Raw genomic sequence first — 15107 nt, forward strand, 5'->3', positions numbered from 1 at the left:
CTTATTGACACAACGTTCTCTCCATAACAAACCACCTGCTGCAGCGTGTGCAGCGTTCCGGTGCAAGCCGGCGTCTACTCTTTCGCGATTTTAATATTCAATCGAAAACCTGCTGCCATCAGGTGAACAACATACATTCCCGAGGCATATTCATGAATATCAAAACTGCAGCGATACACCAAACCGTTGTCGGGCAACGCCACGGTCTTCACAACCATTCCCAGTGTGTTGGTCACCGCTATGGAGGTTATCGGTTGTTCCGTTTCAACATAAAACACACCGGTGGTGGGATTCGGGTAAATTTTTATTCCCGACCGCAGGGCGCTTTCCGTATCGGTAACGGTAAACACCCTGGCACCTCTGCGTTCGCAACCATTGCTAAGCACCGTCACGCCATAGTTTCCACTCTCGCCCGGCACGATCGTCGAGGTTGTTGCGCCGGCCATGGCAACGTCATTGAAATACCACTGAATGCCACGGGTTGCGTCAACGGAAAACACACCATCAGCTTCATGGATCGGCACCGGCACCGGCGGTTTCTCAAATTGCAGTCGGAAGCGGCCACTGTTCTTTGATGCCGGTTCCTGACCCACCACAAACGGATAATGATAATCCGGACCGATGGCGACCGAATCGTGCGTGTAGGCATCGACTAACCAAATGCCTACGTCGCCCTCGAACGAATCGCGATTCGAAAAAATCAGTTCATAGCTTCCTTCCTTCAGGTTGTCTAACGCCAGCAAAACGGTGGCTTTGCATTCCAATGTCGACCAGGAGTTGATGGCCAGTTTTTCGTGGTCACTACTATACGATGCCACATTGACGGAACCATTCATCAGTTTCCAGGCGTCTGCGCGGTTGTTGAATGCGGGCGTGGCATCGTCCCGGAAGTGCACAACCGTTTCGTCTTTCAAGGCTCCCTTCGTCAGCGTAACACGCAGCAGATTGTCGATCGTGCCTTCCCTGAAAAAGATCGTTTGCGTACCGGCAACTTTAACATGTTCGTTGGCTTCCAGCACAGGCGCGCCCGCGCCATCGGCTTTGGTCCAGAATCCCTGACCCGGGGCAATGTAGCGCGAGCCGCCGTTGGTGCCGGTCACTCCGTTCCAGGTTGAATATTGCAGAACGCCGCTGTCGTTGTCCGATACATAAACGGTACCGTCCACATTGGTCTTCGTCCAACCCGTGGCCGCATTCCAGTCAATGGTCGAGGGAAACGGATTGCCCACCAGGTTCCAGCCGTCGTTGGCCACCACCGTCGAAGACGTAAACGAAACAGGAAAGATCACGGGCGTCACGTTGCCGGTGTTCACCCTGCCCCGAACATCCCACAAGGTTGAAGCGAGCAGATTTCCTTTCACCAGAAACGGATATCCCCTTCCGGGCACAAGTGTTTCTGTCGCGGCGCTACTGGGAAAATCGACGTAGCCATCGTCAAGGTCCGCAACGCCGCTCCGGTTCAAATCGGTGACAACGCTTTCGTTATACAAGAACATGGTTTGCGCTCTTCCACATCCCGTGCAAACACTGCTGCCGGTGAACGAACCCATGATCGGAATTTCGTTTTGGATGTCGGCCACGCTGGCCCGTTCAACCGGCGAGGCGATGTAGCGGTAGAGGCTGTTGTTCACACCCTCTTGGCTCATGAAACGCTGCACGGTCACCGCGCCATTGATCTGTGCGCCGGCAGGTAAAATGGCGACCGCTGCATCCTGAGTGGGGTCATCGCCGGAAGAAATAAGCGTGAAGATGGCGGTGTTGTTGCTGCCGTCTGCGTCAAAAAAAACATTGCTGCCCAGAGTCAACACGCCCCCAAGATGTTGATCGCTCTCCACCCGCACACCGGGGTTGGCTGTATTGGTTATGGTGATGTTGTGGAAGTCGGTCACGGCCGAACCACCCATGTTTTGGACACCCGTGCCGGAAAACACAACGGTGTTGCCATTGGCCGTGAACGTACCGCCATTGTTAATCCAATCGCCCGACAGCAAGAGATCGGAACCGTTTGAGCCTACCAGACTACCCGATGTCAGCACGAGATTGCCCGAAATGGTCAGCGGATTTCCCGCGTTCAGCGTCAACACCAGGCCTGCATGGTTGAGGGTGAGATGATTCACCAAACCCGCACCGTCCACGTTTATTGTGTGTGGCCCCGTCAGGGCAATGTCGTCCAGGGCAGTAGGCTCACCGTTAGGGTTCCAGTTGTTGGCATCACTCCAGTTAGTCGTCAGCGCCCCGCCATCCCAGGTTTTCAGGTTGTTCACCAGCACAAGGAGCGCTGTGGTTGAATAGAGCGGACACCCCCCCAGGGCGGCTATGGTATAGGCAACTGTATAGCTACCCGCCAGGCTGGTGTTTAGCGTAACCTCACCCGTAGTGGATTCAATAGACAGCCCGGGCGTGGACGAATAGCTTCCGCCGGGTGTTCCCGAGAACGTTACGGGCGCTGTGCCAACCGCAACGGTGTAGGGAGAACCGGCATAGCCGATAGTAGCCACCGGCGCCGACGTCACCTCCAGCGTTGTCGTGATCGCTTGCGTCAAACAGCTGCCTGCAGCAGGTATGGTGTAGGTAACGGTATATTGTCCGGCCGCGCTGGTGCCCAACGCAATGTCGCCCGAGGTTCCGTCTATCGACAGCCCCGGAGCCGAACTATACGTGCCACCCGTGGTGCCGGTAGCCGTCACGCTGGCCGTTCCGCCGCTGGAACAATACGGCGTCAGTGCATAGGCAATCGCAGTGCCCGCATGACAGATCTCGCCAATTGCAAAATCGCCCGACGCGGTTATTCCGTTGGCCTGTATGTTCGTGGGGTTGGGCAGCGATGCGTTAACCGCGGACCATGATGAACCATCGTATTCCTGTATGCCGAATGCCGCGCTGTTGGCACCCGCATCCACATCTGTTGCCGCAAAATTAAAGGTCGCGTCGTATTGGGTAAACACGATACCGTTGTTGGTCAGCGTCCAGTAGCGGTTCACACTTTTGGAAGGATCAATGCCCGAAGCGTTCACCGCAGGATGTTCGCCCGCAGTGCTTGAGGCCACCAGGCTGCCCGCCGAGGTAACGCTGGCAAACGTTGTTGAAACCGGTGCATAAAGAATTGCATCACCCACCTCAAACGTCTGGGTAGGGGCACCTGTGGCCACATACTTTTGCAGGTTGCCCTGCACCCAACCGGTGGCCTGCGATGCCCCCACCACCGAACCGGTAGCGGGCTGAGTCAGCGTGTAGTGACCGGTCTGCAACCGGCCGGCAATAAAATTCAGGACCCCGTTCACGGATACCGACGAAGACAAGGTGGCCACCCCTGCCGAGTTGTTGATGGTCACATCCTGAAAAGCCGAGACGCTGTAAACATCCTGCAAGGCCGTGCCATGCAGAATAAAAACCGATGTGCCGCGATTCAACATGCCACGATTTGAAATATTTCCGCCAACGTCATACGTCAGGGCACCGGCATGAAACACCGTACCGCTGTTTACGGTAAAATTGTTGGCGATTGTCCAAGGGGAAGACGGTGTGATGCCGGCGGCATGCGTATTCGACACCAGCACATCACGAAAAGAAACCGGTGTACCCGCAAGGGTTATCGCGCCGGAGCCGCCAAAATTTACCAGCCCCGCACTCGAGAAATTGCTGCCCATGTTCAGGGTGACGGGCGAAGCCGGAATGAAATTTAAAACACCGAGGCTTGTGATGATGCCGTTGTTGGTTAATGAACCGTATATAGTTTGCGTAGTCACACCGGCATTAAAGGAGGCGCCGCTGCCCACGGTCAGCGCGTAGAGTATTGTCCAGTCCACACTCGGATTCACACCGCCCGTGTTGTTGATATTCAAAAATCCATACTGTGGCGTCGATGTTGAATTGAGTACCGGCGAAACCGAACCGTTAAAGTTCACGATCAGCGCAACGGTGCTCACCGCGTTGATCAGACTCAGGGTTTGCTGAACATTGCCGGTAAACGTTGTGGTGCCCAGCGTATTCAAAATGCCATTGTTGATCAGGTCGCCGTTCAGGGTCGTAAAAATTCCGGCGCCCGAAACGATCGATCCGGTGCTGGTGATGTGGAGCACATCGTTGTAGGTAATGTCGGCCAGGTTAGAATAGCTGCCACTGATAATAACCTTGTTGAAGGTGGTGTTGCCCGAAATGGTTTTGCCCACGCCGCTTTGAAGCGTTGTGCCGGCTGAAGGAATATACGTTCCGTTGTTCACCCAGTTGCCGTTCAGGGTAAGGGTTTCTGCACCGCCGTCAAACGTCGCGCCGCTCTCAATGGTCAACGTGCCCTTCACGTTGATGGGCGACACCAATGTTTTCAGACCGCCATTCCTGAAAATAAGATTGCCAAACTCCAGTCCGAAAATAAACTGGGGATTAACGCCGTTCGCAATCACCGTGCTGGCCACGTCGAGCGTGCCGTTAGAAAAATTGAGCGGCGAGTTATTCGCGCCAACAATAAACGTCGCCGGAGCCGCCAGCGTGATGGTACCTCCCTGCACCGTCCGGTTGCTGTCGAACGTTTTGATATCAAAGGTTCCCGACGCAACGGTCAGGTCGCCATGAATGGCAATGTTGCCGGTGAGCGTCGCCGTGGTGCCCACAGGTTTGTTAATGACGAGGTCATTAAACGTGCTCGACGAAATGGATTGTGCGCCGGCCCCGTCAAAAATTTCCTGGCCGCCATTGGCAACAAACGAGCCGTTGTTCAACCAGTCGCCGCCAACGGTCAACGTGTTGCTGTTGTCCAGAATTCCTCCCGGCGCTATCGTCACGTTTCCGGCAATGGTCGTGGCGGCATGGTTGTCCAGTTCACCTGCCGTCACCGTTACATTCCTCCCGATGGCAACAGCGCTATTGATCGTGGCCAGTCCCGCCGTCTTGTCAATCACCAGATCGTTATAGGCCACGTTGGCGATGTCCTGGTTGGCGTTTCCCACATAGGCCACAGTGCCTGTGCCTGCAGCGAACGTGCCGCTGGTACGCACAAAGTCGCCATGAAGATTCAAAACACCCGCATTGACAAAGGTTATGTTGGCCCCGCCCGATTCGGTCAGCACACCGTCAATGTTCACCGTGCCCAACCCGATGGTAAGGTCGATGGCCTGACCGTTCACACCGTCGCTCAGAATCAAATCGCCGTTCACCGTGAGGTCCTGGTTGTTCAGGTTGATGGTGTGCGTAACGCTCGCGTTCCAGTTTCCGGCAATGTTGCCCGAGGTGGTGAGCGACCCTCCACTGGCCACCGTGAGGACTACCGCCTTGGCGCTTCCAAAGATTATGTTATTAGTGCTCGCCGCCGTGCTGATGGTGGGTTGGTTGGTAAACGATATGTTTCCCAACGCCACAATATCCAACGCCGACGGCGGTCTTGATGCAGAACCCTGCACAACCGTCCAGTTTGCCGCGGTGTTCCAGGCGTTGCTCACACTTCCGTTCCATTCCACAACATTGGCATTGTCAGAAAACGTCCAGCGGTTGGTGATGCTGGTCAACCCGCTTCTTTCAACATAATTGGCGGTGGTGCTGTTTCCCGATTTGCCCACAGCCACCCACGCGCTGCCATTGTAGTGCCACAATCCCATAGAGGCTTCGTTGTTCCCATTCAGTTCGTCGTCATCATACGACAGGCGCAACGTGGCCGTGTAGGTTCCGGCCGGAACGGTGATGTCATACTCCTCATGGGCCGAACCGCCAAACGGGAAATCGGCCACTTCAGCGTCCGTCACAAAAACGGTGATGCTGGTAACGCCCGATACCGCCGCAAAGGTGATGCTGTTCTCCGGATTTTTAAAGGCATAGGCAACACCGGTGGTAAACGCATGGGTTCGTTGAATGAACCCGTAAATGTCTCCGTTGCCCGTGCGGGTGGTGGTGATGGTTAACGTGTTCGAACCCGTTAGCAATGTTCCGTTTGTCATGTTCACGGTGGCAGCCGACACATTGCTGGCCAGCGTCAGCTCTGTGCTTGCCAAAGCATGGTTAACGGTCAGAATATTGAATGTGGTTGCGCCGATAATGCTGGACGTGGACGTGCCCAAAAATTGTACGGTGCCCGCACCGGCAACAAAGGTTCCGTTGTTCACCCAGTCGTTGTAAATAGAATGCGTAAACGCCCCTCCCAAAAACGTGGTGCCGGCACCGATGGTAAGCGTGTTAAATACGGAAAGGGCCGCCACGGCTGTCTTGCTGTTTCCTCCCGACAGCGTGAGGTTGTCATAGCTCAAGCCATTAACATTCTGTGGACCCGCACCATTGAAATCCACCGTGTTCGGAGCCGACGACGCAACATCCATCACACCCGAGGTAACGGCGAGCACACGGGCAACCCCCAACACCGAATTGGCCGATAGCGTTAGCGTTGTGCCGTTCAGCGTCACGTCAAAAAGATTGGCCGTTCCGCTGAGGGTGGACGTGCCCGTAAAGACCGCCGTGCCCGCGGTGGCAGACAGCGTTCCGTTCACGGATAGGGCCGACGCAATAGAAAAATCAGACGTGGCCGTCACCGCGCCGGAAATGGAAAGCGTGCTGAAGGCCATCGTGCCTGCACCCGATATGGTTTTTGTGGCACCGCTCATCGTGATCGACCCGGCACTCGCCGTCAGGCTTCCGCTAACCAACAAGTTGCCATGGAGCGTTAGCGACGATGCCGTGGTCACCGTGCCGGCAATGCTCAGGTTCTCCAATGAAATTCCACCACCCCCAAGGGTGGCTCCCGCGCCCGTCATCTGCAACGTGGTGCCCGCCAGCGAAACGGTTGAGCCCGAACCCGTTGTTGCCAGATTTCCGGAAAGACTTATCAGCGGCGACGACAAAACAATGCCTGAGCCGGTCACTGTTATGCTATGGAAATTCTGTAAACCCGATCCACTCACAGCAATGCCTGAGCCTGTGAACGTAACCGTGCCCGTGTCGCCGTTGAAGGTGCCTAGTGTTGTCCAATGACCACCCACCGAGAGCGAAAACGCACCGCCATTGCAGGTGGTGGATGCACCGATAGAAACATTGCCGCCGACAATCAGCGCAGAAGCGGCCGTCACCGTAACCGACGTTCCTGATCCGGTCGTGGTGCTAAGATTGCCCACGATGGTCAGGGGCGTCGCCGGAAATGTTTTCACAACGGCACCACCCGCGCTGCTAAGCAAGAGGTTCCCGTATAGCTGATTGGAAACGGTTTGATTTGTCCCCGCATATTCTACCGTGCTGGCTACCACCAGTGTGCTGGTGGCATAGTTGGCCGGATACGTATTTGTTCCCCCGATTCTCAACGTGGCATTGTTGGCCACACTAAGAATGCCCCCGGCAGTTGCGCGGTCCGCGGTGAACAACGCCAGGTCCAGCGTTCCTGACGACACCGTGAGATCACCGGCAACACTCACGTTGCTCGCCAACGTGACCGTGTTCAAGGTGTTTGCCGCTACAACGTTGTTGAACGTGGTGGCAAATGAACCACCAATGGTCTGGGCGCCCGTTCCATTAAAGGTTAGTGTAGAGCTTCCCGCAGCAAGACCGGTTGTCGAAGCGTTGTTTGTCCAGTTCCCCTTCACCACCATATTGAAGTTGTTGGTGTTCAACGTGCCCGCCGCAAGGATCACGTTGTTATTCACCGTAATCGCGTTGGGCAACAGCAGGCCGCCCGGATTGCTGACTGTCAAATTGTAGAAAGAGGTCAGTCCGGAAAAAATCTGTGGTCCTGAAGTGCCGTTGAAATTCACCGTGCCAGTGTTTGCCACAATGCCATTGTTGGTGAACGTGCCCGAAATGTTCAGGGTGCCTGTTGCACCAATGGTCAGCGTAACACCTGCATCAAGGGTAAGATTATTACTGGTCACGCTTGTGGTTATCGAAGGCATGCGCACAGCCGTGGCCCCGATCACCACGTTGGTTGTGGCCGTGGGCACAACCCCGGTGCACCAGTTGCCGGCGGTTGCCCAGTCTGTGCTGACGCTGCCGGTCCATTGCCCGCTTGCATTGATCACCACCGTGGCCGCATTCGACTCGTTTGTGGCCACAAATGGAAAGGGTGACACGTTGTTCAAACTGGTCAGACTTGCATTGCGGTAAACATAATACGTTCCCGGAACATTAAAGGGCGAAGCAGCCGTCGACGGTGTGAACGTGGCCGACGTGGCGCCCGGCAAATTTGTGCGCGCGCCACCCGCAGTCGTGCTATAGCTCCATTGATAGGCCGGAGAAAATATCCCCGAAGGCAACGTTCCAAACGTGTTGCCACTAATCGCCGAAGCCGCATTGCCAACACAAACACTTTGCACCAGGTTGGTGGAAAGCGTATTGGAAAATACCGATGTCAGGTTTTGAAACATCGCCTGATTGCTGCCGTTGCTTTCAAAATATTCATACAACAAGGCACTGGCGCCGTTCAGGTTTAGGAGAACCGAGGGCCGGTTTGCAAAAGACTGATAAGTAAAACTGTTGAAAACCAACGTGCCGTCAACCGTCAACCGGTTGCCATCGTCCGATCCCAGGTCAACCACATACAGCCCTCTTTTTGTAGAGGTCATTCTATACTTGACGGAAAATGACTCCGTATAGATCGATCGCGTGGTGGCGCCGGAGGTTACATCGAAACAGGTAAGCGCACCACCAAAGGATTCATTAAAGTTCTCCGTTTCCGTGTAGTGCCCAACGTAGCTGCCAAAGCTTATGCCATCATAAACATGCCCGACCCACGAACCTAAAGCCGTCGCATTCTGATCGTCTGTTGAATTCGCGTACGAATTGACCGTGACAGAAATGGACGACACACAACCCGAAGTGCCCAAAACATTCAGCGTATAAGTAGCCGCCGCAAGCCCGGCAAAAACAGGAGACGACTGATAGCCGCCGCCGTTGAGACTATACGTATAAGGCGGCGCCCCGCCGGTCGCTGCCGCCGTGATCGTTCCTGTGCTACCACCTACACACGTCTCGGTTGCTGTTGCCGTCACGCTTGGCGACCCGGTGCAAAACGTGGTCTGGTTGCCGCTGATCGCACTGCTCAGAGCACCCTCTGTAACGGCTTGCACTTTCCAGTAATACGTGGTGTTGGCTGTTAACCCGGATTGTGTGGACGACACTGCATTGGCTGCCGTCTGCGCATTAAAGGTATACGTTACGCCGTCGGTGGAACGATAGATCACAAAGCCCGTTTCGTTCGAAGACAAATCGACCCAGTTCAAGGTCATGCCCGTACTGCTGATGGACGAAAATGTTAAGGTCGACGGCGCCGCAGGCACGGGCGCAGCAAAGCCATACGTTTTTCCCGTCGACGGCTTGCTGGTAACGCTTGACGCCGCAGTAGAACTCACGGACGATCCGGCATTGTTCACCGACAAAAAATTGCCCGAGCCCGTAGCAGTCGCGGCAATGCCGATCGACGCCGAGGGCGCATTCGCTGTGCCCGATTCGGGCCGGTATATAAATTCAATTTTCCCGCTGTTTTCATACAGACGCGTTTGAAACGAAATGGTATTGCCACTGGCGCCCGTGGTCCACTTTACATTCAGACACTGAAGCGTAAAAATCCGGCTCCCCGCAGACCCGGTGGTCACATAAGAAACTTTTGTGGCGGGCGACAATTCAAGGTTGTCCCACAGCGGCGCAAGCACAGGCCTTGGCGCATCACCACCGCTAAGATTGTCGGTCGGCGTTGCCGTGGAGATGTTCGCGCCCAGCGTGAGCCATCCGTTGGTGCTGGCCGAAAGGGTGGTGTAGCGTGTCCCCATATACCAGAAATCAAAGCCGATGGGGATGCCGTTAAAGTAACCTTCATCAGCCGTACCAATACCGCCAGGGCTTACGCCTCCCGATATCGAAGAGAAACTTCCATTGCTGGAGGTGAAGGTATAGCTGGTGATGGACTGCGAAAGGCTTATGCTGACAACGCTCATCAGCAAAGCCACCGAACATACTAATTTCCGTAACATGACTCTTAAATTTTTAGCACACAATAACTCCACAAACAATCAATAGCATTTGTAACTGTACCGTGAAATTGTAGAACACCAAAAACATGATGGCAACAACTGCTAACTTTTCTCGTGTCTTTGACGGTCTTTAACTTCGTAGGAGGTCGATACTTCTCTCAGGTGAGAATATTCATCTTGAAAAATTTCAATTCCAGAATGGAATTGCTGTAATGAACTTGCTTGCGAGTTAAAGGTAGAAATTAAATTCGTGATTTGTCAACACAAATCAATCAATTTGTTCCATCGCCTAACAAATAAAGCGAAGCACTATAACTGATAGCTCTGGGACCTTCAATGGCCCTATATCCGCGAATATATTTTTTTCAGGCACGAGTGCCAAAACTGTGCTACAAAGCCAACTTTCATTTCCCAGCAATGAATCTCAAACCAACATCACCCTCGTCGCCAGTCATTGACCACGTTATTTGCCTCGACTCTATAGTTAATCTTATACCAACTGCGTTCATCTGATTTCAACCACAATTAAGTCAAGTAATGATAGCAACGCATATCCCAAATGCCTACCTTACATGAATAGAGCCCATCTATACTTGTTCGTTCGTGTGTTATGCTGTGTGCCTTTGAATAACTAATATGCCTATTTCACAAGTGCTCTATAATTGTAATTTCTCAACCAGCCCAACCGCATCTTGTAACGACGCGCTCCATTCAGAAATTCCAAATTAGAAAGCCTTCCACCAGACGTAATCAGGGTGACGCACACCGGAAATAACATATGGTTATTCAGCCCCCAACTTCGCGGCAAGAAATTGTCGAGATGCCGTTGTTGGAGATAACGTATTGCCTTAACTTAAAAAACAAACCCATAAACACCCTTAACGTTATGAGAAAATTCAGCATAAGTTTATGCGTGCTGTTAACCCTGTCGGGCTCGTCATTCGCACAACCCGGAAATCCACAAACCACGCCGGCGCCAGTTCCCCTGCTGGGACTTGATATCCTTTTAGTGGCGGGTGGACTGATAGGCGTCACACGCCTTTTGCCAAGACGGTCGCGTCGAAAAAAAATCCAGTGATCGAAAAAAAATATATGTTGCCGAGTCGGTAAATGGCCGGAGTTTTTTTTCCGCTGGAGCAACTATAGTGTTCTGCTGCCAGAAAATTGAGCGCGCGTTGTTTACGCAATATTTTTCTGAATTGCTCCTGCGTAATCAGGTCGTCAAGCCGTATGCACGAGTTGCCAAATGATGCGTGAATTGAACCGGAAGGATTTTGAAAAGCCGCAGATCGCTTTCGCTCTTCCGAGAGACTCACTAAAAATTCTTCACCAACGATCGCAAATACTGAACTGTTTTCATGCCGCTCTCATAATCCGACGGTTTCACCACATAGTCCAGGGCGCCAAAACTCAGACACTTACTTTTTTCATTGTCGTTTTCCGAAGTCGAATAAATAATGACGGGGATTTCTTTATAGCGAAGCGACCGCTTCAATTCAAGCAACGTTTGTGTCCCGTTCAGAATAGGCATATTCAAATCCAGCACAATAATCTCCGGCAGCTCGTTGTCTGCCAATCCTTCCAGCAGTTCTAATGCCGTCTTGCCGTCGCTTGCGAATTGGAGGTAGTGTTTCAGACCAAGATCCGAAAAGTAATCTTCCAGTATCACATGGTCCTCCACGTCGTCGTCAACAATCAATATCGGGGCAGTTTTCCTCATCATAAATCTTAGTTGACAACGGCTGCCATCGGCAGTTCAATCTCAAAGGCCGAATATTCACCCGGCACAGCGGTGGCCGAAATGTGCCCGTGGTGCAGCTCAACAATCCGTTTGCATATAGACAACCCGATGCCGGTGCCCGGAAACTGATCGCGCGTGTGCAGCCTTTCAAACAGACCAAAAATCCGATCCTTATATTGAGGCTCAAAGCCGATGCCATTGTCTTTCACCAGGAATACAAATTTTTCATCCGTTTGACTCACCGAAATTTGAATGTGGGGCACAACCTCCTTCTTGGAATATTTCAATGCGTTCGATATCAAATTACTGAACAACTGCCGCAGGCGCAGGGCATGGCCGTTCACCAGGGGCAACGGCCCGATGTCGAACAATGCGCGCTTTTCCTGGATGGTTATTTCAAAGTCTTTCAGAATATCCTGCACCGTCACATTCAGGTCAACCGGGTTAAAGTCCAGCTTTTGCTGGTGCAGTTGGGAATAGTTGAGCAGGTCTGTGATGAGCTCCTTCATGCGCGACACCGCGTTGGTCATGTTCTTCAGCATGTTCAGCCCACTGGCGTCGAACTTGTCGTGATATTTTGTTTTGAGGGCGTCGGCATAGAAGAAAAGTTTTCGCAGCGGTTCCTGCAGATCGTGTGTGGCCAGGTGCGCAAATTGTTCCAGCTCGTAGTTGCTTCGGTTCAGTTCCACAATTTTGGTTTGAAGTTCCTGCTGGTTCTCAAAAAGTTTTTCCTGCACCTCCTTCAGGTCCATGTTGTCTTTCAGCGTCTTCTCGGCCAGCCTGTGCGCGTCAATGTCGACCATAAACCCCATCCATTTCACCTGGGCGTCCTTTTCATTTTTCAAGGGCAAGGCCGTGATCATGTGCCACACAAAATTGCCCGAGCCTTTTTCTTTCAACCGATACTGACCCTTCAACGGCGTGGCCTTTTGAAGCGCAGCGGTCACCGCCCGGTTAAACGTGGCGTAGTCATCGGGATGAACGATGTTTTGCCAGGCCGCAGCCGTAATTTCTTTTGGCGGGATTCCCAGAAATTGTTCAATCCATTTGTTACTGTAGGTCAACTGTCCGCGGTTGTTGAGCGTGAACATCATCAGGGGCAACGAATCGGTCAGGGTTCGGTAGTCGTCTTCGCTGTCGCGAATTTTATCGGCAAATTCCTGCAACAGCAGGTTCTTTCTTCGCAGTTCGTCGTAGGGCGAAATGGCTGGCTCGTTTTTAAAATAGTCTGCATAAGAATCAATCTTGCCGGGCGTGAACGTGCCCGAAAAATTGAGCAGGTGTTTCATCATGATCTGAATTCCCTTGGGGGTCTTGATCACTTCAATGTTGCCCACCAGGCGTTTTGCATAGTTAAGGGCTTCCTGGCATTTCAAACTAAAGTCTATAGAGTCTTCAATGCGTGCCACCAGATATTTTCGTGTGGCCGTGCCGTCTATTCCCAGTTTCAAAGAAGCACCTTCGCCATGTTCAATGGCACAGCGGGCAATCTCCGATATGGCGGTGGCAATGGAGGTTTGGATGATTAATGAAAAACCCGTTAGCTCACACACCTTCATCACCCGCTTGTGCGCGAGAATCAGATCCATATCATTTTCCAGACTTACAGACACGATTTCCTTCATATCAATTCACTTTAACAATCAATACCGACGCATCGTCGGTTCCCCGCACATGATCTTTATAGATGCAAGCCGCCAGTATGATGCTGTCATACCGAAAAACGGAGGGAAAGCGGCCGATATCCCAACGCGTGTTTATTCCATCCGAGCACATAATCACATGCTGGTTCCGCTCCACAGGATACACCGAACTGTTCATGGAGTTTGGAATATTAAGTCCAAGCGTGCCATTATACGGCATATAGTTTTTGTATTGAATACCACTAAAGACGCGCGTAAGAATATTCCCGACACCACAAAATTTCCAGGTTCCTGCTTGTTTGTCGCACAGCGCAATGGTGGCCACAAGCCCACGGGTTTTTCTCACGTAGTCATGAATATTTTTCAGTATCACCACCGGGTCGTTCTCCGGGCTTTGCAAAAAATATTCAATCGCCTTGTCAACGGCAGTCTTGGCGTGCGGGCCGTGCCCCAGACCGTCCCCAAAAAACATGCGATAGTGTGTTGGGGTTTCCTGAATGCAATAGCCGTCTCCGCATTCTGTTTCGCGTGGTTTATTAACCATGAGCGCCCGCGAAGAAAATTCAAAACCGGGGCTGTTCATGGCCTTTGTCTGTGTTTGTGTCGACACCATTGCATACACAATCGTGCCCCACCCGGGAGTTGAATACAGCGCTGTGGTGGTGCTGAGGCGCTCAATGGCTCCCAGTCCCTGCCCTAGCGTTGACGACGTGGAGTAGCCGTCTTTTTTCATCTTCAGTGTGTCGGCCATTCCTTCACCCCGGTCCAGACAAAGTATTTCAAACACAGAATCACTCTCCCCCACATCAAAGGTCCGGAAGAGCAGGTCCCCGCTTCCCGCGTACTTGATCAGGTTAGACGTGAGCTCCGACACAATGATATCTATTTCACCAACCTGCTTTTGACTGAAGTGTCGCTTCAGATTTCCGTGGTGAATTTCCCGTTTAATGTAAGACACATAGCTTCGCTCTTCAATGCGATAGCTGCTAAAGGGCTTAACCATTTTTCCATTTTATTATCGTGACGGTTGTCCCTTTTCCAATTTCTGTTTCTATGTTGAACTCGCTCACCAACCGTCGTGTGCCCGGAAGTCCAAGCCCCAGGCTCTTGCCCGTTGAATAGCCGTCTTTCATCGCCAGCGCAATGTCGGGAATGCCCGGCCCTTCATCTTTGAACACTAGACGTATTCCGTTCTCGCGCCCCTTGCTGATCACTTCAATCAACACCTTGCCGCCCTTGGCATACTTCAACATATTTCGGGCGAGCTCGCTTGCTGCGGTGATAAGCTTTGTCTGGTTCACCAAACCCATACCCATCTTCGCGGCAGTCTCCTTTATCCGGTTGCGGAATGGAATCACATCGATTTCGCGCACCACGGTCATGGACTCCTTATTCAGTGTCACCATCATCCTCAGGTATAAAGCCCGTCTCCTTAAGGTTGATTTTACCTTGCAACAGGCTCATTCCTTTCTCCACATTAAGCGCACTATACACGCCCGTTAGCGGAAGGCCGAGTTCTATGAGGGTGATGGCCACCGCGGGCTGCATACCCACAACCACAGTCTCGGCGTCCAATATTTTTGACATGGTGGCAATGTTGCCGATTATTCTTCCCATGAAAGAATCGATAATGCTCACCGCCGATATGTCGATGAGCACACCCTGGGCTCCTGTCTTGTTTATCATCTGAACAAGATCGGCTTCCAATGCTTCGGCCAAACGATCATACAGATCGACTTGAATCGTCACCAGAAGAAGCTTGCCCATCTTTAGGATTGGAATTTTCTCCATATG

Annotated in this window: 6 protein-coding genes; all 6 read right to left on the bottom strand. The window is 52.5% G+C overall.

The window, feature by feature from the left end; genetic code table 11:
• Positions 1-74: 74 nt before the first annotated feature.
• The 6 genes from JI741_RS31690 to JI741_RS31715 all read right to left on the bottom strand — a co-directional run bounded on the left by JI741_RS31690 (position 75) and on the right by JI741_RS31715 (position 15104).
• On the bottom strand, positions 75-9929 hold the full coding sequence (locus tag JI741_RS31690; RefSeq protein WP_202016512.1) for an NIDO-like domain-containing protein: 9855 nt from the start codon (positions 9927-9929) through the stop codon (positions 75-77).
• A 1315-nt stretch (positions 9930-11244) separates the two neighbouring features.
• Positions 11245-11652 carry a response regulator gene (locus JI741_RS31695; protein WP_202016514.1) on the bottom strand — a complete coding sequence of 136 codons (408 nt, stop codon included), beginning with the start codon at positions 11650-11652 and terminating at the stop codon, positions 11245-11247.
• Positions 11653-11657: 5 nt separating this feature from the next.
• Positions 11658-13295 carry an ATP-binding protein gene (locus tag JI741_RS31700; RefSeq protein ID WP_236676379.1) on the bottom strand — a complete coding sequence of 546 codons (1638 nt, stop codon included), beginning with the start codon at positions 13293-13295 and terminating at the stop codon, positions 11658-11660.
• A 1-nt stretch (position 13296) separates the two neighbouring features.
• A complete protein-coding gene (locus tag JI741_RS31705) occupies positions 13297-14316 on the bottom strand; it encodes a SpoIIE family protein phosphatase (RefSeq protein ID WP_202016518.1) in 1020 nt (339 codons plus the stop codon).
• Positions 14309-14722 (bottom strand): anti-sigma regulatory factor, encoded by a 414-nt coding sequence (locus tag JI741_RS31710; protein WP_202016520.1) that lies wholly within the window; start codon positions 14720-14722, stop codon positions 14309-14311. Before JI741_RS31710 ends, JI741_RS31705 begins: the two co-directional genes overlap by 8 nt.
• Positions 14703-15104: an STAS domain-containing protein gene (locus JI741_RS31715; protein WP_202016522.1), complete on the bottom strand. Its 402-nt coding sequence runs from the start codon at positions 15102-15104 to the stop codon at positions 14703-14705. The genes JI741_RS31710 and JI741_RS31715 overlap by 20 nt, the downstream gene beginning before the upstream one ends.
• Positions 15105-15107: the final 3 nt, after the last annotated feature.

The sequence above is a fragment of the Chryseolinea lacunae genome, from assembly GCF_016735595.1.
GTDB lineage: Bacteria > Bacteroidota > Bacteroidia > Cytophagales > Cyclobacteriaceae > Chryseolinea > Chryseolinea lacunae.

Bases quoted from the DNA above. Each gene is read 5' to 3' on its own strand.
- JI741_RS31690 (WP_202016512.1), bottom strand. From the start codon at position 9,929: ATGTTACGGAAATTAGTATGTTCGGTGGCTTTGCTGATGAGCGTTGTC.
- JI741_RS31695 (WP_202016514.1), bottom strand. From the start codon at position 11,652: ATGATGAGGAAAACTGCCCCGATATTGATTGTTGACGACGACGTGGAG.
- JI741_RS31700 (WP_236676379.1), bottom strand. From the start codon at position 13,295: ATGAAGGAAATCGTGTCTGTAAGTCTGGAAAATGATATGGATCTGATT.
- JI741_RS31705 (WP_202016518.1), bottom strand. From the start codon at position 14,316: ATGGTTAAGCCCTTTAGCAGCTATCGCATTGAAGAGCGAAGCTATGTG.
- JI741_RS31710 (WP_202016520.1), bottom strand. From the start codon at position 14,722: ATGATGGTGACACTGAATAAGGAGTCCATGACCGTGGTGCGCGAAATC.
- JI741_RS31715 (WP_202016522.1), bottom strand. From the start codon at position 15,104: ATGGAGAAAATTCCAATCCTAAAGATGGGCAAGCTTCTTCTGGTGACG.